Below are 20,794 nucleotides of genomic sequence, written 5' to 3' on the forward strand. Positions count from 1 at the left end.
ATGCGAGTGCGGACCATTTCCAGCGTGGACATCAACATAAACAGGCCTATCACCAAAACGGTCAACATCGTCAATGTTGTGACGTTTCGACTGACCAAGGCCCGATCATAGACCTGCAGCATGTACACGGCTGGCGTCAACATCATGACGTTGATGACGCCACTGAACCCTGCCAGCGCGTAAAAACTGTGGCGCAGGCGAAAGAGCGCGTCGGCCAGTTCGGAACGAGTGCTCGACTGCTTGTGCATATGGATCTCCCCTTCGAAATGCCGGTTCCAACCAGCTCAACAGCTAACGGTAGATGTGGTTTTGTAGGCCGCTGGCCGACTCGCAGGCGGGTCGCTCTATTGGCGATTCTTGCGAAATCTCTGCGGTGCTCCCGCAAGCAAAAGCGTAGGTCGTAGCACAACACTCTGAAATAACATTTTGCTCTATAGCTGCTGTGAAAAACCCATAAGTCACGTAAAAACAGTCAGTTATATGTCATATGGCCGGCTGTCTGTTTTTGCGGCGTAAAATTGACATTCTTTTGCGATGGAACTTTAGTCTTAGTTATACGGGGGGGGCGCCTGCCTGGAGCTTGCCATTACTTTGGCAACGCAAGGCGCGGTGATTTCCCTGAAGGAGCAAAACATGTCGATCATTTCGTTCTATTGCAGAGTGACGGGGCCGTTCAGGAAGTTCGCCATAACTTCCAGTTTCCATGGCCCACCCACGGCTCGGATTTGCTCTGCCTGATCTTCCGGCGAGCACTACATTCCGCGAATTTCAGGTGCATATCCCGGGGAACGGCTTTGCCTTTTCCGCGCCTGCTCTCGCCCAAAAACAAAACCATAAAACTGCGCAAGCCAGCACCTGACTGGGCGTGGGTGGATGTTTATCGTCCCGTGCCTTTCTCCATAAAGATCGAGGGCAATAAAAATGGCTGATTTCAACAAAGCGGACCTGGAGTTCATCCTGAAGCAAATCTTCATTGCAGAGGCGCATGCCGACGGCGCCAGCCTGAGTGATTTGCTACCCAATAGTCAGGTGCCGTTCGGCCTGCGTACCGTGGATGGCAGCTTCAACAACCTGGTCGCCGGGCAAAGCGAGTTTGGCGCCGCGGACAATTCCTTCTTGCGACTGCTTGATCCCCAGTATCAAAACGCGGCTTACGCTGGGACTGGCCCGGTGACCGACCCGCAGCCACGGATTATCAGTAACCTGATCGTCGACCAGACCGCCAATAACCCGGCAGCGGTAGCGGCGAGCGGCGGTGCGGCCCCGGTGATCAGCCCCGGTCTGGATGGCGTGTTCGGCACGGCCGACGACAAGGAAGTGTTCTTCATCCCCAACGTGTCGGCAGACGTCGGTCTGACCGCCGGTTTCAACTCGTGGATGACCTTCTTTGGTCAGTTCTTCGACCACGGTCTTGACCTGGTCACCAAGAGCAGTAGCGACTTCGTGTTTATTCCGCTGCAGCCGGACGATCCATTGTTCGTACCGGGCGGCTCGACCAACTTCATGGTGCTACCACGTGCAGTGCGTACTGCCGGCGCGGACGGAGTACTCGGCACTGCCGATGATAGCCAAGCCAACACCACCTCGCCGTTCGTAGACCAGAGCCAAACCTACAGCTCGCACCCCTCGCATCAGGTGTTCCTGCGTGAGTACGTTATCAACGCGGCAGGTGACCCTATTGCAACGGGGCGCTTGATTACCAACCGCGATCTGGGCGGCGATGGCAAGTTCGGCACTGCCGATGATGGCGACGGCACAGATGGCGGCATGGCGACCTGGGCAGTGGTCAAGGCCCAGGCCCGCGACATTCTCGGTATCAACCTGACCGACGCCGATGTGCACAGCGTGCCGCTGCTGGCAACCGATGCCTATGGCAACTTCATCCGGGGACCGGGTGGCATGCCGCAGGTGGTGATGAAAGGGGTTGACGGTATTGGCGGCACGACGGATGACTTCCTGCTCGAAGGCAACCGGGATGCTCCGATCAGTCTGGCCAACGCCGTGAGCGCCGGGCATGGCTTCCTCGACGACATCGCCCACAATGCCGCGCCAGTCGTCGTCGGCGGGGTTTTGCAGGCGGATGCTGACGCCGACATCGGCAATGCGCAGCCTGTTGGTGCGGGTGGCAACAACCTGACTTATGACAACGAATTGCTCGATGCTCACTACATCGCCGGCGATGGCCGGGCGAATGAGAACATCGGCCTGACCACCGTGCACCATGTGTTCCACTCCGAGCACAACCGCCTGGTCGAGCAATCCAAGCAAACCATCCTGACCTCCGGCGATCTGGCCTTCCTCAATGAGTGGCTGATAGACGACGTGACCGCAATACCGACTACACCTGCCGGAATCGCGGCGTTGGTGTGGGACGGCGAACGCCTGTTCCAGGCCGCCAAGTTCGGCACCGAGATGCAGTACCAGCACCTGGTGTTCGAGGAGTTTGCGCGGACCGTTCAGCCGCAGATCGACGGATTCCTTGCACCCAACGGGTATGACACCTCGATCAACCCGGCCATCCTCGCCGAGTTCGCCCACGTGGTGTACCGCTTCGGTCACTCGATGTTGACCGAGACCGTCGATCGCTTCGACCCCGCGTTCAATCCGCTCCTGACTGACCCGAACAACCCGGACTCGCAACTCGGCCTGATCGCAGCCTTCCTCAACCCGCTGGCGTTTGCCGGTAGCGGGGCGACTGCGGACGAAGCGGCAGGGGCGATCATTCGCGGTGTGACCCGTCAGCTCGGCAACGAGATTGACGAGTTCGTCACCGAAGCGTTGCGCAACAATCTGCTCGGTCTGCCGCTCGATTTGCCGGCCCTGAACCTGGCGCGTGGTCGCGACACTGGCATCCCCACGTTGAATGAGGCGCGCCGTGAGTTCTACGCTTCAACCGGCGACAGCCAACTCAAGCCGTACATCAGTTGGGCTGACTTGGTGGACAACCTCAAGCACCCCGAATCGTTGGTCAACTTCATCGCTGCCTTTGGTACGCATGACACGATTACGGGGGTGAGCACGCTGGCAGCCAAACGCGCTGCAGCCGCGGCGCTGGTATTCGGTGGCGCCGGTTCGCCGGCTGACCGCCTGGACTTCCTCAATAGCACCGGCTTCTATGCCAACCTGGCAAATGGGGCAACCATTACCGGCGTTGATGACATCGACTTCTGGGTCGGTGGCCTCGCCGAGGAGAAAATGCCGTTCGGCGGCATGCTCGGCTCGACGTTCAACTTCGTGTTTGAAACCCAGCTGGAGGCGTTGCAGAACGGCGACCGCTTCTACTACCTGTCGCGTACCGCGGGCCTGAACTTCGGCACCGAGTTGGAAAACAACTCCTTTGCCAAGTTGATGATGCTCAACACCGATGTCACCCACCTGTCGAACACCGTGTTCCTGACGCCGACGTTCACCCTCGAAGTGAATCAGGCCAATCAGTTCACGGGCCTTGGCGCGGACCTCAAAGCCGATCCAACGGGCGGCATCATGATCAACGGTGTGGAAGTCGTGTCGCTGGTGATCCGCGACAACCCCGACACCCCAGGTCTGGACAGTAATTATCTGCAATACACCGGTGAAGACCATGTCGTGCTGGGCGGCACCGCTGGCGACGACATCATTATCTCCGGTGACGGCGATGACACCGTTTACGGCGACGAAGGCAATGACCGCCTCGAAGGCGGTGCCGGGAACGATGCGGTTCTTGGCGGTGCGGGCGATGACATCATCACCGACTCGTTCGGCGACAACCGTATGGAAGGTAATGCCGGTAACGACGTGATCGTGGTCGGTAGCATGCTTGCTGCAGGCAACCTGATCCTGGGTGGAGATGGCCAGGACTTCATTGTCACCACGGAAGACATCACCACGACCTTCGGTGGTCGGGGTGACGATTTCATCCTCGGTGCCAAGACCAACCTGCCACCTACCGGCAACGAAGGGGATGACTGGATCGAGAAAGGCACCCAGGACGGCGCGCCTGGCGATAACTTCTCGCCGTTGCTCAATGACGATGTGATCGGCAACGACATCTTTGTCGGTGGCGGTGGCTTCGACGAAATGATCGGCGAGGGTGGCGATGACATCTTTGTCGGCAGCGATGCGCAGGACAAGATGGACGGCATGTCCGGTTTCGACTGGATAACCTACAAAAATGACAAGTACGGCGTGACCGCTGACCTGTCACTGGCCGCGCTGGCGCAGCCACACGGGAACGCGCCAAATCAGAACGCCGGGATATTCAATCCGGTCGGCGCCTCGCCGGCCTCGATACTCGACCGTTTTGCCGAGGTCGAAGGCTTGTCCGGTTCGAACTTCGCCGATGTGCTCAAAGGCGATAATGTGGATGCGGATACGATCATCAACCACGGTGGTGCCACGGGCAGTGCGCTGACCAATGTGGCGTTGATCCGCGGACTGGAGCAGTTTCTGTCCGATGCCGGTTTGCCAACCACTGGTTTTGCCACTGGCAATATCATCCTCGGTGGCAATGGCAGTGACCTTATCGAAGGTCGCGGCGGCGATGATCTGATCGATGGCGACAAATGGATCAACGTCAGAATTGCGGTGTATGCCGCTGGCGACGTCGACCATACCGGGCCTGAGATCGCCTCCTTCGACAGCATGGTCGATATGATTCCGTTCATGCTGGACCGCACCTATAACCCGGGTCAGCTCAAGGCCGTGCGCGAAATTCTGCCCGGCACCTCAACGGGCGGTGCGGCCTTCGACACCGCCATTTACTCCGGGGTACAGGACGAGTATGTGGTGACTCGTGACACCCGTGGCACGGCCACTTTGGCGGACGATGTCTGGACGGTGGCAGATACCGTAGCGGGTCGCGACGGCACCGATACCCTGCTGCATATCGAACGCTTGCAGTTCGCCGACACCCAGCAAGTGCTGGTGACGGGGCTCAATGCCCAACCGGTTAACAGTCCGACCATCACGGATGGAAACGGCGGGGCAATCACGGTGGGCGACACGCTGAGAGTCAGTGTGGCCGCGGTGCGCGATAACGACAACATCGCGGCGGGTAACCCGACGGGTACGCTCAACAACTCCTCGGTGTCCTACTACTGGCAGTTCGAGGCCAATCCTGGCAGCGGCGTATTCGAGGACATCATTCTGTTACCGGCCGGCGACCTGGCGTTCCAGAGTGCCGACGGCACCGCGTTCAAGGTCTCTCCGGACCTTGCCGGGCTGTCACTGCGGGTCAAGGCGATCTACCAGGATGGTCATGGCACGACTGAAATAGTGTTCTCGCAACCGACTGCCGTGGTAGCTCCCGGCGCGCCGGTTGTGCCGACGGCGCCGACACCTGTGGTCGATGCCACGGCGGGTGGCGAAGGCCTGCACATGGTCCGCTCCGACCTCAACTTCATTCTCGATCAGATCAAGATTGCCGAGGCTGAAGCGGACGGTCAGGACATTCTCTCGCTGATCCCGAATATCCGCGCGCCGCTGGGTCTGCGTGCGGTCGATGGGTCGAACAACAACCTGCTGAACCTCAATGGCAACAACAACACCCAGTTTGGTGCTGCCGATAACGTCTTTCCGCGCTTGACCGATCCGGTCTTCAATCCAGCGGAAGGTGCTCCTGCCGGCTTCTTCGGCCCCGGCTCGCCAGCCATCCCGGGTTCGTCGTATGCGCAGAACAGCGGCTTTGTGTTTGACTCGCAGCCGCGCACCATCAGTAATCTGATCGTCGACCAGACGGCGAATAACCCGGCGGCCTATGCAACGGCTTACGACCCAGGTATAGACGGTGTGCTCAACTTCGGCGCGGCGGGTAACGACGACGTGCTCAAGGATGGCGTACGGATAGTCGCCAGCCCCGGCCTGGATGGTCAGTTCGGTACTACCGACGATCACGATGTGTACCTGTTCGAGAACACCGCGGCGGATGCAGGCTTGTCCGCGCCGTTTAACGCCTGGATGACCTTCTTCGGGCAGTTCTTCGATCACGGTCTGGACCTGGTCACCAAAGGCGGTTCGGGCACCATCTTCATCCCGCTGCAACCGGATGATCCGCTGTATGTGGAAGGCGGTAGCGCCAACTTCATGGTGCTGACCCGCGCGACCAACCTGCCAGGGGCGGATGGCGTTCTCGGCACGGCCGACGACATCCATGAGCAAACCAACACCACCACGCCGTTCGTGGACCAAAACCAGACCTACAGCTCGCACCCGTCGCACCAGGTGTTCCTGCGCGGTTATGAGTTGACCCCTGCCGGCCCAATAGCGACCGGCAGGCTGATCACTAACGTTGACCTGGGACTGGATGGCAAGTATGGCACCGGCGACGACATTGAAATTGGTGGCATGGCGACCTGGAAAGTGGTCAAGGCGCAGGCGCGTGACGTTCTCGGTATCAACCTGACCGATGCCGACGTCGATAATGCACCGCTGTTGGCGACCGACGCCTATGGCAATTTCATCAAGGGGCCGAACGGCTTCCCGATGGTTGTGATGAAAGGTGCTGACGGGCTTGGCGGCACGGCTGATGACATTCTTGTCCAAGGCAATCCGAATGCCCCGATCAGCCTGACCAATGCTGTGCGCACCGGTCACCAGTTCCTCGTCGACATTAACAACAATGCAGCGCCGGTAATCGTCGGCGGGGTTCTGCAGGCGGATGCTGACTCTGATGTCGGCAATGCGCAGCCACCTGGCCCAGGCGGCACCAACCTGACCTATGACAACGAACTGCTCGACGCTCACTACATCGCTGGCGACGGCCGGGTCAACGAGAACATCGGCCTGACCGCGGTGCATGCGATCTTCCACGCCGAGCACAATCGGCTGGTTGCGCAAACCATGGACACCGTGCTCGATTCGGGTGATGTGGCCTTCCTCAACGAGTGGCTGCTCAATCCGGTGAACGCGTTGCCAGCCAGCCAGGCTGAGATTGATGCGCTGGTGTGGAATGGCGAGCGCTTGTTCCAGGCTGCCAAGTTCGGCACCGAGATGCAGTATCAGCACCTGGTGTTCGAGGAGTTTGCGCGGACCATCCAGCCAAGGGTCGACCTGTTCTTTGCACCGACCCAGGTCTATGACGTCGACCTCGATGCCTCGATCGTCGCCGAGTTCGCCCACACCGTGTATCGGTTTGGCCACTCGATGCTGACCGAGACCGTCGATCGCTTCAACGTCGATTTCAGCGTGGTGGGCGATCCGAACAGCGCTGATCCTAATCAACAACTGGGCTTGATCGCGGCGTTCCTCAACCCGTTGGCGTACGCCGCCAGCGGGTTGACACCAGAGGATGCGACCAGTGCGATCATCCGTGGGCTGACTCGCCAGGCCGGTAACGAAATCGACGAGTTCGTCACCGAGGCGCTGCGCAATAACCTGCTCGGCCTGCCGCTCGACCTGCCGGCGCTCAACATCGCCCGTGGCCGCGACGTCGGGATTCCTTCGCTCAATGCGATTCGCCGCGACATCTACAACCAAACCGGTGATACCCAACTCAAGCCTTACAACAGCTGGGTTGACCTGGTGCAGCACCTGAAACATCCGGAGTCGTTGATCAACTTCATCGCGGCCTATGGCACGCATGACACGATCACGGCGGCGACCACGCTGGAAGGTAAACGCGCTGCAGCCTTGTTACTGGTATTCGGTGGTACGGGTGAGCCGGTTGACCGCTTGGACTTCCTCAACGGCAGCGGTGACTGGGCCAACGTAACGCTGGCCGGCAAGGATACGGTGCTGGGTACTGCCGACGATCTGAAGGGTGTGACGATCACGGGCGTCGATGCCATCGACCTCTGGATCGGCGGCCTGGCCGAAGAGAAAACCCCGTTCGGCGGCATGCTCGGCACGACCTTCAACTTCGTGTTCGAGAACCAGCTGGAAAAACTGCAGGACGGCGACCGCTTCTACTACCTGGAGCGTACCTCTKGCCTGTCGATGAATGCGGAACTGGAAAGCAACTCGTTCGCCAAGCTGATCATGGCCAACACCTCGGCCACCCACTTGCCGGGCCTGGTGTTCTCGGACCCAGGGTTCTATCTGGAAGTGGACCAGAGCAAGCAGTTCAACGAAGGCCTGGGGAATGTCGATCCGCTTAGCAATCTCGGCGCGCAGGTGGTGTTCCGCGATAATCCGCTGACGGCGGGGCCGGATACCAACTACATCAAATACACCGGTGCAGAGCACATCGTGCTGGGCGGCACCAACGGAGCAGACATCCTCATCTCCAGTGAAGGCGATGACACGGTTTGGGGTGATGCCGGCAATGATTTCATCGAAGGCGGTAACGGCAACGACCAACTTCGCGGTGGCGCCGGCGACGACATCATCACCGACCTTGGTGGCGACGATAACATCCAGGGTGGCGACGGCAACGACGTGCTGCACGGCGGCAATGGCGTCAACCTGATCATTGGCGGGTTCGGCAACGACTTCATCGTCACCGGTGAGGACGCTTCCGAGGCCATTGGTGGCCAGGGCAACGACTTCATTCTGGGCAGCAAAGCCAACGAACAGGACATGGGTAACGAAGGCGACGACTGGATCGAGAAGGGCACTTCGGACGGTGCACCTGGCGACAACTTCGATCCGCTCGGCAACGATCCGGTGATCGGCCACGATGTGTTCATCGGCGGTAACGAGAACGATAAGTTCAACGGCGAAGGCGGCGACGACATCATGGTCGGCAGTCTCGGCTTCGGTGACCGCTATATCGGCGGCTCCGGCTATGACTGGGCGACCTTCAAGGGACTGGCCCAGGGCGTGACCATCGATTACAGCGACCGCTTTTTCGATGTGCCACCGGTGCCGGGTTCAGGTGCCTCGGCGCTGGTGCGTTTCGACATCATGGAAGGTCTGTCGGGTTCAGCGCACGGTGACTTCCTGCGCGGCGATAACGAAGATTCCACCTCGCTACCCACCGCGGGTGCAACCGGCAGTGTGCTGACCAACATCGGCCTGATCAATGGCCTGGCGGGTCTGCTGCCAGCCGGAGCGACGTTCTTCGACGGCGGCAACATCATCCTCGGTGGTAGCGGCAGTGACCTCATCGAAGGTCGCGGTGGTGACGACATCATCGATGGTGACAAGTGGCTGAACGTACGCATCAGCGTACGGGCGAACGCTGATGGCACTGGCGGGGAAATCGCCACGTTCGACAGCATGGAGCCGTTGGTGCCGTTTATGTTGAACGGTACTTACAACCCGGGCCAGTTGGTCATCGTGCGGGAGATTCTGACCGGCACAGACAACTTCGACACTGCGGTGTACTCCGGTATTGCGTCGGAGTACAGCGTCTCTGTCGAGGGCAGCACCGTCATCGTGACCGATCTGGTGGCAGGGCGTGATGGCGTCGATCGGTTGACGGGTGTCGAGCGTCTGCAGTTCTCTGACGTTTCGCAGCCGTCCGGCGTTGGCACCGCAGTAAACATCGACCCATCGGGTCGTCTGGCGATCCTTGATGCGGACACCGGTGCGCGTGAGAATGCGCCGGTCGCCGGCCAGTTGCTGCGCGTCAGCGATCAGTCGGTACGCGACGCGGACAACGTAAGCCTGCTCAATCCGACCGGCGCGGTTACCGGTGGTGTGGCTTACTACTGGCAGGTCGAAACCATTGCTGGCTCGGGCATCTATGAAGACATCACCTTTGTCGCCGCTGGCGAGGTATCGCGGGCGATTGGCACCACCTATCAGGTGGCGGACGATGTAGCGGGTCTGAGTCTCCGCGTCCGGGCGGTGTATCAGGATGCCAAGGGTACGCTGGAAATCGTCGACTCGTCGGCGAACAACACACCGACCGCAGGGCCGACCGTCACCGGGCTTCTGGTGCAGAACCAGGTGTTGACCGCTGACACGTCGACCATCATCGACATTGATGGCCTGAGCAATCCGCAGTTCACCTTCCAATGGCAGGCGACCAACGGGGTTAGCTTTGTCGACATCGTCGGAGCCACCGGTAGCACGTTCACGCTTGGTCAGGATCAGGTTGGCGATCAGGTGCGCGTGGTGGTCAATTACGTGGATGACTTCGGTGTGGCCGAAAGCGTTACGTCCGACCCTTCGGACCCGGTTGCCAACGCCAACGATGCACCGACAGGCGCGTTGCTGATCAGCGATACGACACCGAATCAAGGTCAGGTGCTGACCGCGCTGACTGCCGGGATTGCCGATGTGGATGGGCTGGGCGCATTCAGCTTCCAATGGCAGCAAGGTAGCGGTGCTACCTTCACCGACATCAACGGCGCGACCGCTGCGACCTTCACTCCTGGTGCACCGCAGCTCAATCTGCAACTGCGGGTGATCGTGCGGTACACCGATGGCTTCGGCACGCCGGAGTCGGTGACCTCTGCGGCGACGGCTGCGGTATTGATAGTGGGTGCGGTGCAGACGGGAGACGCCTTGGCGAACATCCTTATCGGTACCGCGGGTAGCGATGTGCTTCTTGGCCTGGGCGGGAACGATACGCTCAGTGGCCTGGGCGGTGTCGACCAGTTGATTGGCGGCACTGGCGACGATTCTCTCAACGGCGGGGACGGCAACGACTTCCTGGATGGTGAGGACGGCAATGACATCCTCATCGGTGGGCTCGGCGCGGATGTCATGAACGGCGGTTCCGGGAATGACGTCTTCGAGGTGACGGATGCCGGCGATGTGGTGATCGAAGTTGCCGGGGGAGGGGCTGACACCGTCTGGACTTCCCTAAGCAGTTACACCTTGGGCGCAAACGTCGAGAACTTGTTCTTTGGCGGTACCGGCAACTCCATTGCGATCGGCAATCAGCTGGATAACGTGATCGGGGGGGGAGCCGGAAATGACGTCATCATGGGTGGTGCGGGTGCTGACGTGCTAATCGGCGGCGCCGGGAATGACGTCTTCGAGGTGACAGATGCCGGCGATACAGTGATCGAGGGCATCGGAGGGGGTGTTGACAGTGTCTGGACTTCCCTGAGCAGTTACACCTTGGGCGCAAACGTCGAGAACTTGTTCTTTGGCGGTACCGGCAACTTCACGGGGGTCGGCAATCAGCTGGATAACGTGATTGCAGGGGGCGCCGGGAATGACATCATCATTGGTGGTGCGGGTGCTGACGTGCTAATCGGCGGCGCCGGGAATGACATCTTCGAGGTGACAGATGCCGGCGATACAGTGATCGAGGGTGCCGGGGGAGGGGTTGACACCGTCTGGACTTCCCTAAGCAATTACACCTTGGGCGCAAACGTCGAGAACTTGTTCTTTGGCGGTACCGGCAACTCCATTGCGGTCGGCAATCAGCTGGATAACGTGATCGGAGGAGGGGCCGGGAATGACATCATCCTTGGTGGTGCGGGTGCTGACACGCTAATCGGCGGCGCCGGGAATGACGTCTTCGAGGTGACAGATGCCGGCGACACAGTGATCGAGGGTGCCGGGGGAGGGGTTGATACCGTCTGGACATCCCTGAACAGTTACACCTTGGGTGCAAACGTCGAGAATGCGTTCTTTGGCGGTACCGGCAACTTCACGGTGGTCGGCAATGCGTCAGACAACGTATTCGCGGGTGGCATTGGCAATGACACCTTCGTGTTCAGCGCAGGTTTCGGAAACGATCAGATTATCGGTTTCGAAACCAATCCCATCGGCGGCGGTCAGGATCGGCTCAATATTGCCGCATTCAACATCACGGCGGCGGACTTTGCCGGTAGCGTCAACGTCGCCGATGTCGGTGCGGATACCTTGGTCACCATCGGAAATGACACCATCCGCCTGGTAGGTGTGGCCGACGCAACAACCGTTACTGCCACGGACTTCATTCTGGCTACTTGAGGTCCTGGTCAGTACTGTCGCAGGGAGCGCGGACAACGGAGGGGAGGGCATTGGATGCCCTCCTTTTTTTTTGGTTCTTCACGGAATCCCGGGAAACACAGAAACAAGAACGCCGATTTGATTGATGATGTTCGTGCGAGCAAACACATCTAACAAACCGGCGTTTCGCGTGACTGAACGGTTAACCACCGACTTCTTGAGCGATATGGCAGCGCAGGAAATCGGTGGTTATTTCACACTCGCTCCCGCGTCCTATTCGCCGGCATGACTCGACGCTCTGGAGGCTGCCATTTCCGCCATGATACCGTCCAGGTTGTAGGTTTCAGGTGCTTGCAAGGGTGGGAACTCTTTATACGTTGCCAGTTCTTTCATCCACAGCAACTGACCAAGGGGCAACATATTCCAGTCGTAGATATAAGCCGTGGCGGGTGCAGCAAGTGCGCCGGCGTAACCCGCGATGGATTTAGGATCGTCCAACCCACCAGCAATCTCGAAAGGATCGCGCTTGATATTGTCAACCATGGTCCAGGAGTAGCTTACAGCTCCTTTCATAGCTCCCGTAGGATCGGTTGGCACCATCGTGTAGTACATCTTCCAGTTTTTGTAACGCACTGCCGAAGGCTTCGCGCCGGTGTAGTAGAAGAAGATCTCGCGCGCGGACTTCTCACTCTTACCTGTCAAATAGTCGACTTGATTGACGCCATCGAGTGTGGTTTTGACGATGCCAGGGTACTTGCCACCTTCTATCTGTGTCTTCAGGTCATTCCCCTTTGGGCCACCGGCTATATCGACCAGGGTTGGCACCCAGTCCAGCGATGCAAACAACTGATTCCTGACGGTGCCTGGCTTGATATGTCCTGGCCAACGTACAACCATCGGTGCACGCATACCGCCTTCCCAGGTGGTCAGCTTGCCACCTTTGAAGGGTGTAACGCCGCCGTCAGGATAGGTAATGACTTCAGCACCGTTGTCGGTGGTAAACACAATAATGGTGTTTTCCAGTTGCCCCATGTCTTCAAGCTTCTTGATGACATACCCGATGTTGTCATCCATTTGCTTCATCCCGGCCTCATTGACCCCCCAATCCTTACCACCTGGGGTGCCGACCATGTTCAGGTACTTCTCAGACAACACGGTAGTAATGTGCATGCGTGCGGGGTTGTACCAAACGAAGAACGGCTTGTTCGTCTTTTTAGGGTCGTTGCGGTCGAGGAAATCTATGACGTGCGCAGAGATTTCCTCATCGACGGTTTTTGACCGCTCAAGGGTTAACGGGCCTTCATCCTTACACTTCTGATTCTGTTGTGTGCCGTCGGAGGACGCGCAAGCAAGCACCGGTCGTGGCGGTGTCAGGCAGTTTGCTGTCCTGGGGTCGACAGACCCTGGAACCTCGGGAACTCCGGGCAGCGGTTCGTTTTTGCAGGGTGGCGCAATGGCTTGTTCAGTAGGCGACTTGTTGATATCGGGAAAACTCACCCCTTGCATCGCATCCAAGTGATAGAGGTAGCCCCAAAACTCTTGAAAACCATGAGCCGTTGGCAGTGCTGCCGGGTGGTCTCCCAAGTGGTTCTTGCCGAACTCACCCGTTGAATAGCCTAAATCGTAGAGGAATTTGGCCAGCGCTGGCGTGCCGGGCCGCAGATAGGAGGGACTGCCTGGTAGTTGTGGCGGGATCATGCCGGTGCGCAGTGGATGCATGCCGGTGAAAAATGCGTTGCGTCCAGCGGTGCAACTTTGCTCGGCGAGATAGTCCATATAGATCGATCCTTCATTAGCAATGCGATCTATATTCGGTGTTTCGCCGACCATCAAGCCTCGGTGGTAGGCGCTTGGCTGCATCCATCCAATATCGTCTCCCATGATGAAGACTATATTCGGTTTGGATGTATCGGCGACGGCAGCACCGCCGAGCAGAGGTGCGATAGCAAGTGTTAAGGATAATAAGGTTGTTTTCATGGTTACTCTCCAAGTTGTACAGCAACCCCCCATGGCGGATGAGTCTAGTCCAAGACTTTAAAACCGTGGCGCAGGACGGGAGAGTTGCAACTCAGTGAGCGAAACCTGTGGAACATAGGGTGTTTACTGAACGATTAAGAGGCCAGCTCACGCCCCCCGACGGGCAATCCAGCAGGTCAGGTAAGATGGAGAGTGGGGGAGCAGCAGGTGGAAGAACACAGAAGGCTGAAAGCAAAAAGGCCCCAATAATTGGGGCCTTTTAGATGCGAATATGGCGGAGGCGATGGGATTCGAACTCATGGACCTGTTACAGTCGACGGTTTTCAAGACCGGTATTTAGATGAAATCAGGCCGCGGCTTGTAGCGATTTTCCGTTCCATTACTTTCATTTTTCAGCACCTCTACAGGCCGCATTCTACAAGGGGTCTATTTTGAGTTATGGAACGCTTTTTACGGCTATTTTGATGGTCTAGCAATGGCACCGACACGGCGATAAACCCGCTCGGTGATGTCGCCTTTGGTGTGCCCCAACAGCAGGCTCGCCTCGCCAACATCGGAGATTTCCGACGCAGCCTTCGGCCTGATATCCCGGAACTGGAATCCGCCAATCTTGGCCGCCAGTAGCTCGTCGCCGATCTCGACCGCGGCCAGCTTTGCCTTTTCGCGAGCAATATCCCAACGCTTTCTCAGCATCGTCGCGGTCATCCGCTTGCCGTGTCGGCTGACGATCAGGTAACTCGAGACGTGTTGAGCATTACGTTCAGATATCTGCGCGATAAGTTTGCCCAGGCTGTTTGCCTCGCCGCCAGTCGTCATCTGGATGCGCAGTTTTTTATGCGTCTTGTTTTGTTGCACTCTCAGATACCCCCCTTCAGCATCATCCTTTCGCATCACCAGGACATCTGCCGGTCGCTGCCCGGTCAGGTAGGCCAGGTCCATCGCGTCTTTCAGCTCTTGAGCTGCCTTTTGGTAAACAGCCCCCCACACCACATCATTCGCGTAGTAGTCCCGCGGCGCTTCCCTGTTCTTGCGCACCCCTTGGCAGGGGTTTTCCTTGGTCGTCAGGCCCCACTCCCGAGCGATATTGAATACGTGGGAGAGTGTGGCGATCTCACGATTTGCCCGAACCTTGGCCGACCGCGCATCCCGATATCCAGCAATGGTCGCTGGGGTGATCGAATCGATGGGAGCGCTATCGAACATCGGTCGGAGCTGCTTGATCTCCGACAGGTTGTCCTTCTGCGTGCGCGGCGCCTTCTTGGGGACAATGTCGCGGATGTATCGGTCAAAGATGCCTTTCATCGTGCGCAGGTCTAGGGGCTTTTCCTTCGCTTCGAGCTCGGCCCATTTGAGTCTGGCCATGTCGAGGTCCTTGCCCAGGGGAATGTCATTGCCCAGTAAATCGCGGTAGTAATAAGCGGTCCACACGGCGCCATTTTTGCGCTTGCGGGACCGCTGATACATCCGCGGGGGGAGGTGGTGATATTCGGTCTTGCGGGGGCGCATATCAGTTCACTCGCGAGAAATCGGGCGTCCATGCCGGCGCCGCCGGTGGAGGGTTGGGGTCAGCAATCGTGGGCGTGATCATGCCCAGTTTCATGCGGGCGTACATTCGGCCAACAAGCGGGCGCTTACCGCGGCTTTCGACGAACACCCACTGGCGGTCTACCAGCCAGCGCCGTTGGTACGCCCGGGCCTTGTAGCCGGTGAACTCCGCCAGCTCTTCGTCCGAGAGAATTTCGGTTTCCATAAGGATGCTCCGTGCCGCGCGTGGCGGCAGAAGGTGGTGAGGGGGTTAGTCGCCACAGAAGCAGTCGATGTCTTCGGCGAGATAGTCAAAATCGAAGTCGGTTTGTCGGGAGCGTTGTTCGGCAGACCATCCGAGCGTTTTGTAGTCAGCACGATCTTGGCGGAAGACCTGGCCGAATCGTTCTTCAGTGCCAGACCACCAGATGACCCGCGACGGCTCTTCCATAATGGTCTTCAACAACTTCCCTTCGTTTTTCTTCCAGCAAAGGTCGCAGTTGCCGAAATCTGAATCGATGCCTAAATCGAATGGCTGATCCTTCCAGAACTCGGCAACGTCATCCTTGGTAATGCGCGCTATATATGAAGGGCAGACGTTGTCCCAGCGCGTGCCACCTCGATCGTTGGCGGCCATCATGCGGTGATAACGCTTCGGCTCGTCGTACCGGATGCCGACGACGCAATCCCACTCGGTGTAGCCCAGTGAGCGCATGTGCTTCTCGCCGATCTTCACCTTCAAGTACGCGGTGCACATGTTGTTCGAGAAGTTCGGCAGCACTGGCGGCAAGTCCTTTTCGGATTTCCGGTAAGCAGCGTAATACTCGAGCATCAAGGTGAACGGTTCGCCCTTTCGACTTGCGGTTTCGAAGTCCACCAGCCTGTACCAGGGCGCGTCATCCGGCTGCCCATACACGCGACACCACTCCATCCAAACGATGTTGACGTTCCAGCGCTTGGCAATCTGATCGATGAAAAATAGTGTCTCTTCACGTTCCTTGCCGGTGTTCTGGAAGAACAGGTGTACGTCAGGTGGCAAAGTCCCGCCGTGCGCTTCGAGGATTTTGTAGACCATGTGGGCGCTGGTGCGGCCACCACTGATGCCGATCTGGGCCGGGCCCGTGATCAGATAGGAATTCATAATTGCTCCAGGCAGCCGATTGCCTCGCCGGCTGGCGTAATTTGTTGAATTAAGTTATTTTTTCTGCTTGAGGGTGGCGTTACGCCATCGCAATATGCCGGGAGTGTAATTGCATGGCGAAGAAACCCGAGGACGCAGAGAAGGCGCCTCTAACGTGTGGTTTAGTAATGCCTATTTCAGCAATGGATGGCTGCAGCGCAGAACATTGGATCGAGGTTAAGAACATTATTAGTGATGCTGTTGAGAGTATTGAAGAGATTACCTTCGTACCAAGGCTCGTCAGCGATCAGGATGATGTTGGCGTAATTCAGAAGCGCATTGTTCAAAATATCTATTCATCTGATATTGTTATCTGTGATGTAAGCTGCAAAAACGCCAATGTGATGTTCGAGTTGGGAATGAGGCTGGCATTCGACAAGCCAACTATTTTGATCAAGGATGATAAGACGGATTTTTCCTTTGATACAGGAGTAATTGAACATCTTTTGTATCCGAGGGATCTCCGTTTTTCCCGTATAGTCACTTTTAAGAAGTCATTGGCCGATAAGGTTGTTGCCACCTATCGAGCTTCTAAGGATGATCCTAATCATTCAACTTTTCTCAAGAATTTTGGCAGTTTCAAAGTGGCTTCAGTGGACCAAACTGTAGGAACGCCCGATCAAGTTATGCTGGATATGATGCAGGATCTATCAAGAGAGGTTGCTCGGATGGGGCGGCGGGTCTCTCGTGACTTCGCCCCGAGTACCTATGAGCCGGGTGAATCTACGGGGACAGAGTTTTATAGCGAAGTCGTGACGGCTATTGGCAAATATAAGGCGGTGTACCCAACTGCAACATGGGAAAATTGCCAGAACAACGACTCGTTTTATTCCTTTATTTTGGAAAATTCGAAACTTCCGAGGAGATTCAAAACATTCGAAGAGTTTGTAAAGACCGTGAGTGCGTTTGTTAATCATAATCCGCACCTGCTTTCATAGGTTGTGGCAGAAAAATTTCATCGCCTTGCTGCCGATTTGACTCTGCGATGCTATGTTCGTGAAATGCTCGCGACACCTTTTCGCTGATTTCGTAAGGTGTCGTGACACACGAAAGCATCCGAGCTGCTGTATCGAAGTCGGCATTGATTAGGTTGACCAGCAGTCGCTGGTGAACGTCCTGCTGGTTGTTGATGCCGTGCTCTTTCATCACGCGCTTGAGATCCGGCTTGAACACACCGGCTACCTCAACCGTGAACCTATCGATGCCAAGTGCGGCGTTCTTTGCTGCCTCCTTTTCCCGCTTTTTCTTCTGCTTGATAGCTTCCGCCGTCGGCTGATAGTCCTCGGCCATAGACTGCCTCTTCAATTCCGTGGGCCGGTAGATCCAGCCATGTCTGTCGTCGGCGCTGTCGCACCTGGTTGCTGATCCGTCTCATGCCGCCCTCTGTTGACCCCAGACACCCACGGCGTCGAACACCCGGGCGGCCTGTTCTTCTGTCAGCGAAACTTCGGCGGGGATGGCGATCCAGCCCGATGCGACCCGATGATTCGGATTGCTCTCGGCGACCAGGTCCTTGTAGGTTTCCTCGATTACGTTTTCGAGGTGTGCGGCCAGATAGTTGCCTAGGGGCGCAACCTCGACTGATTTGCTGTAGCGGTGGCCATTCTGATCGCGACACTGGACGCTGACATAGATCGTCCAGCGGTGAGCAAAGTCGCAGACTGCTTCGGCCATGCGTTGCCCTGGCCGGATGCTCTCGCAGCTCTTCCAGTTAATCATCCCTTGGCGTCCGCTGGGATCGATGTGGATTACCGCGACGTGATGGGCGTTGAGTTTTGCCCTGCTCACACGCTCCATTCGAACGCGCATGTTATTTGGTTTCCGCTTGCTCATAGTGTCTCCGCGAGCATTTGCGACCCCTTGCGTTCGGCTTGGGCCGGGGATGGTCGTCGCCGTTTCAACACGGTTTCAGGATCGATTACAGCAGACCGTGGTGGTGGATGCTGGGTCTGGAAGCTTGGCGCTTCGGCCACCTTGCCGCCGACACCGAAGTACTCGGCAGTCTTGCGGTTGATGTCGGCCTGCGCCTCTAGGTGCGGATTAGGAATAGGGCCGCCGATCATTATTGCGCTCCGAAGAAAGCAAATACGCCGAGCATCCCAGCCATGCCGACAACCCAGCGCAGCATGAGGCTACCGAAGCGCCGGGCAGACATGCCAACTGACGCAATGGCGTCGGCGTTTTCTTCAAGCTGTTGTGCGTATTGGCAGGCGCAGTTATGACCTGTTTGGGCGCCGCGGGAGCGGCCGGTAGAGCGCTCTATCACGTCGAACTGATTTGCGCCCAGGGAGACAATGGTGAAGCGGAGTGTCCGTACTGGCTCTTCCTGACCGATCATTTGGTACATCTCCGAGGTGGACATTGAGAGGCGATCCCGCAACACCTGCAGGACTGCTTGTTTTTGGCGAATGGTCTGATTCATTTCGACTCCTTGAGCCTGAAGGTTGCGGATATTTGGCAACACCCTGGCCACCCGCTTGAACCGGTGGCGCGGGGAGGGTGCTGGCGAATATCGGCAGTAATGCTGTCTGTCCTATTGCCGCCGGAGGGGCGGGGCGCATTGCTTGCCGGGTCATTCACACGGTTCTGGCGTTTCACCATCGATCAGCCGTCCAGGTTGTTCCTGTCGTTGGCAGGCTTTCGGGCCTGTCTGCTCGCCGGTCGCCGGTAGAGGCAATGCGGTCTGTTGTTTGTTGCGCTGATTGTTAAAGAGTGGCGCGGCTTTCGCTACTGGGCCGATGACTTGAGAGATAAATTACTAGCGATAATAAAACGAGTCAAGACCGCAGGTAATATAAAATGCGACCGATAATAAAAAGCCCGCTCAATCGCGGGCTTTCTTCACGCTTCGCAGTACTCCCGCCACCCGATCCTGATGGCRCCACTCTCAAGCCTATCCATACAGATCCCATCGGTTTCCTCAATCTCCTGCAGAATCTGGAGCCATGCTTCGGCAGATTCGTCTTCTAATCTGGTGACTACGACGGATTGGATCTTCTGCGCATGCGGCGCAGCAATGAGGCGTTGGATCCGTCGGCGTAGGAGCTCACATGAAATCTCAGATGAGTTTGCAGGAGGAGGGCGATGCATACGGTGATCCTTTGTTTTATCGTTGGAAATGTCACCACAAAATGTCAAACATTTGACGGGTTGGGATAGACCATTTCGGCCAGATGCAGAAATCTTTATGTAAAAAGAGCGCGTTCTCGGGAGAAGTGAAAAAACTTTTGTGGGCTGAACACGAAAAAGCCCGCGCATGGCGGGCTCTCTGAAGGCAGACAAGATGGGAGCTTAATGTCCTATAGCTTTTGTAGCGCCCTAACCACGACTCCGACGACCCGGCAGTTCTCTGCACACATTTCTGTAGGGTAGGCAGGATTCAAGGGTCTTAGGTAACGTCGACCACCGTCGTCTACGAGCTTCTTGAAGGTGGCTTGGTCACTGTCAGCCAATTTGGCCACCACTAGTTTTCCCGACTGAACGTCAGCCTCGGTATCAACCAGGATTAGCGTCCCTTCCGTAATACTTGTCCCGACCGGAGACGTCATCGAGTCGCCCTTTACCTCAAGCCAGAAGGCAGGGCCCTTAGAGTTGTAGTCCGATAGCTCGTATCGATCTGAAAATCCCGGAGGAAACGGCTCGACTGCTTCCGCCCATGCACCAGCGGCAACCCAGCTGATGACTGGGTAGCGGAAAGACTCAAGAGGTTGTCGAGTTGAAGCGACATTTGAAGGCTCAGAGCTTGAAAGCCTGTCGATTTCTTTAGCAAGGCGCTCGCTAAAGGCTGAAACAGGGACTTTCAAATAGCGCGCAAAAACAGAGGCGGCCTCAATATTCAGGGCGTTTCGCCCTGTCAAATAATGGCTCGCAGCGCTTTGACTATTGGCCTTTAGGCCTTCTATAGCAATTTTTTCTTGGCTCAGCCCGAGTTCTTTTTTCTTCGCTTTATAGAGCGCGTTCAACGCGGCGCATTCCTGCTGCTCTACGTCGCTCAAGGGGCGTTTTTTCAAAGGTTTATTCATAAAAGCACTGTATTACGTCAGGTAATATCAATCTAAGACCGCCGATATTGACTTAATAAAGACCGCAGGTAATACTTTTGTGCATGCACGGTGAAAGAGGTCCTGTATGCAGCGCATACCACTCAAAGATTTTGTGACGAAAGTTGGCCAGCTAAAAGCAGCGACAGCGCTTCGTATGAGCCAAGGCGGCATCAGCAAAGCCTTAAAGGCAGGGCGAGAGGTTTATGTAACCGAGTTTGATGACGGCAGCTTCGAGGCGGAAGAGGTGAAGCCCTTTCCCGCCCAACCCCAGCGCTTTGCTGGTTAACCGAATACATCATCCAGCGCTCCATTGAAG

13 protein-coding genes and 1 pseudogene are annotated in these 20,794 nt (G+C 57.2%); 3 read left to right on the forward strand and 11 right to left on the reverse strand.

Annotated features, from left to right (window positions below):
• Positions 1-248 (reverse strand): annotated as a pseudogene (locus tag AC1DWM_RS24505) (type I secretion system permease/ATPase); the annotation flags it as partial.
• Between the two features lie 673 nt (positions 249-921).
• On the opposite strand from AC1DWM_RS24505, the gene AC1DWM_RS24510 reads away from it, so the two are divergent.
• Positions 922-11,775 (forward strand): peroxidase family protein, encoded by a 10,854-nt coding sequence (locus AC1DWM_RS24510; RefSeq protein WP_477796349.1) that lies wholly within the window; start codon positions 922-924, stop codon positions 11,773-11,775.
• Positions 11,776-12,027: 252 nt separating this feature from the next.
• Here AC1DWM_RS24510 and AC1DWM_RS24515 read toward each other — a convergent pair whose 3' ends face one another.
• From AC1DWM_RS24515 to AC1DWM_RS24530, 4 genes are all read right to left on the reverse strand, one after another.
• A complete protein-coding gene (locus AC1DWM_RS24515) occupies positions 12,028-13,731 on the reverse strand; it encodes an arylsulfatase (RefSeq protein ID WP_223511133.1) in 1,704 nt (567 codons plus the stop codon).
• 456 nt (positions 13,732-14,187) lie between these two features.
• Positions 14,188-15,237 carry a tyrosine-type recombinase/integrase gene (locus AC1DWM_RS24520; protein WP_477796350.1) on the reverse strand — a complete coding sequence of 350 codons (1,050 nt, stop codon included), beginning with the start codon at positions 15,235-15,237 and terminating at the stop codon, positions 14,188-14,190.
• A gap of 1 nt (position 15,238) precedes the next feature.
• A complete protein-coding gene (locus tag AC1DWM_RS24525) occupies positions 15,239-15,481 on the reverse strand; it encodes a DUF4224 domain-containing protein (RefSeq protein ID WP_477796351.1) in 243 nt (80 codons plus the stop codon).
• Positions 15,482-15,526: 45 nt separating this feature from the next.
• Positions 15,527-16,396: an adenine nucleotide alpha hydrolase family protein gene (locus AC1DWM_RS24530; RefSeq protein ID WP_477796352.1), complete on the reverse strand. Its 870-nt coding sequence runs from the start codon at positions 16,394-16,396 to the stop codon at positions 15,527-15,529.
• A gap of 113 nt (positions 16,397-16,509) precedes the next feature.
• Here AC1DWM_RS24530 and AC1DWM_RS24535 point away from each other — a divergent pair, with 113 nt between their 5' ends.
• On the forward strand, positions 16,510-17,373 hold the full coding sequence (locus tag AC1DWM_RS24535) for a hypothetical protein (protein WP_477796353.1): 864 nt from the start codon (positions 16,510-16,512) through the stop codon (positions 17,371-17,373).
• Here the strand turns inward: AC1DWM_RS24535 and AC1DWM_RS24540 are convergent.
• The 6 genes from AC1DWM_RS24540 to AC1DWM_RS24565 form a co-directional block, all read right to left on the reverse strand.
• On the reverse strand, positions 17,345-17,725 hold the full coding sequence (locus AC1DWM_RS24540) for a hypothetical protein (RefSeq protein WP_477796354.1): 381 nt from the start codon (positions 17,723-17,725) through the stop codon (positions 17,345-17,347). The two genes, AC1DWM_RS24535 and AC1DWM_RS24540, sit on opposite strands and share 29 nt — an antisense overlap.
• Before the next feature lie 81 nt (positions 17,726-17,806).
• Positions 17,807-18,268 carry a hypothetical protein gene (locus AC1DWM_RS24545; RefSeq protein WP_477796355.1) on the reverse strand — a complete coding sequence of 154 codons (462 nt, stop codon included), beginning with the start codon at positions 18,266-18,268 and terminating at the stop codon, positions 17,807-17,809.
• Positions 18,265-18,498, reverse strand: a complete 234-nt coding sequence (locus AC1DWM_RS24550) for a hypothetical protein (RefSeq protein WP_477796356.1) — start codon at positions 18,496-18,498, stop codon at positions 18,265-18,267. Before AC1DWM_RS24550 ends, AC1DWM_RS24545 begins: the two co-directional genes overlap by 4 nt.
• The gene (locus tag AC1DWM_RS24555; protein ID WP_477796357.1) at positions 18,498-18,857 is read right to left on the reverse strand and encodes a hypothetical protein; all 360 of its coding nucleotides are present in this window, start codon (positions 18,855-18,857) and stop codon (positions 18,498-18,500) included. Before AC1DWM_RS24555 ends, AC1DWM_RS24550 begins: the two co-directional genes overlap by 1 nt.
• Positions 18,858-19,276: 419 nt before the next feature.
• Entirely contained in the window at positions 19,277-19,693 is a 417-nt protein-coding gene (locus AC1DWM_RS24560) for a DUF1654 domain-containing protein (RefSeq protein WP_477796358.1), read from the reverse strand.
• Between the two features lie 41 nt (positions 19,694-19,734).
• The gene (locus AC1DWM_RS24565) at positions 19,735-20,457 is read right to left on the reverse strand and encodes a LexA family transcriptional regulator (protein WP_477796359.1); all 723 of its coding nucleotides are present in this window, start codon (positions 20,455-20,457) and stop codon (positions 19,735-19,737) included.
• 106 nt (positions 20,458-20,563) lie between these two features.
• Here AC1DWM_RS24565 and AC1DWM_RS24570 point away from each other — a divergent pair, with 106 nt between their 5' ends.
• Complete coding sequence (locus AC1DWM_RS24570; protein ID WP_477796360.1) at positions 20,564-20,764, forward strand: Cro/CI family transcriptional regulator; 201 nt, start codon at positions 20,564-20,566, stop codon at positions 20,762-20,764.
• The last annotated feature ends 30 nt before the right edge of the window (positions 20,765-20,794 follow it).

This window comes from Pseudomonas sp. P4_C8, assembly GCF_056401975.1.

Coding starts and splice junctions, on each gene's coding strand:
- AC1DWM_RS24515 (WP_223511133.1), bottom strand. CDS start 13,731: ATGAAAACAACCTTATTATCCTTAACACTTGCTATCGCACCTCTGCTC.
- AC1DWM_RS24520 (WP_477796350.1), bottom strand. CDS start 15,237: ATGCGCCCCCGCAAGACCGAATATCACCACCTCCCCCCGCGGATGTAT.
- AC1DWM_RS24525 (WP_477796351.1), bottom strand. CDS start 15,481: ATGGAAACCGAAATTCTCTCGGACGAAGAGCTGGCGGAGTTCACCGGC.
- AC1DWM_RS24530 (WP_477796352.1), bottom strand. CDS start 16,396: ATGAATTCCTATCTGATCACGGGCCCGGCCCAGATCGGCATCAGTGGT.
- AC1DWM_RS24535 (WP_477796353.1), top strand. CDS start 16,510: ATGGCGAAGAAACCCGAGGACGCAGAGAAGGCGCCTCTAACGTGTGGT.
- AC1DWM_RS24540 (WP_477796354.1), bottom strand. CDS start 17,725: ATGGCCGAGGACTATCAGCCGACGGCGGAAGCTATCAAGCAGAAGAAA.
- AC1DWM_RS24545 (WP_477796355.1), bottom strand. CDS start 18,268: ATGAGCAAGCGGAAACCAAATAACATGCGCGTTCGAATGGAGCGTGTG.
- AC1DWM_RS24550 (WP_477796356.1), bottom strand. CDS start 18,498: ATGATCGGCGGCCCTATTCCTAATCCGCACCTAGAGGCGCAGGCCGAC.
- AC1DWM_RS24555 (WP_477796357.1), bottom strand. CDS start 18,857: ATGAATCAGACCATTCGCCAAAAACAAGCAGTCCTGCAGGTGTTGCGG.
- AC1DWM_RS24565 (WP_477796359.1), bottom strand. CDS start 20,457: ATGAATAAACCTTTGAAAAAACGCCCCTTGAGCGACGTAGAGCAGCAG.
- AC1DWM_RS24570 (WP_477796360.1), top strand. CDS start 20,564: ATGCAGCGCATACCACTCAAAGATTTTGTGACGAAAGTTGGCCAGCTA.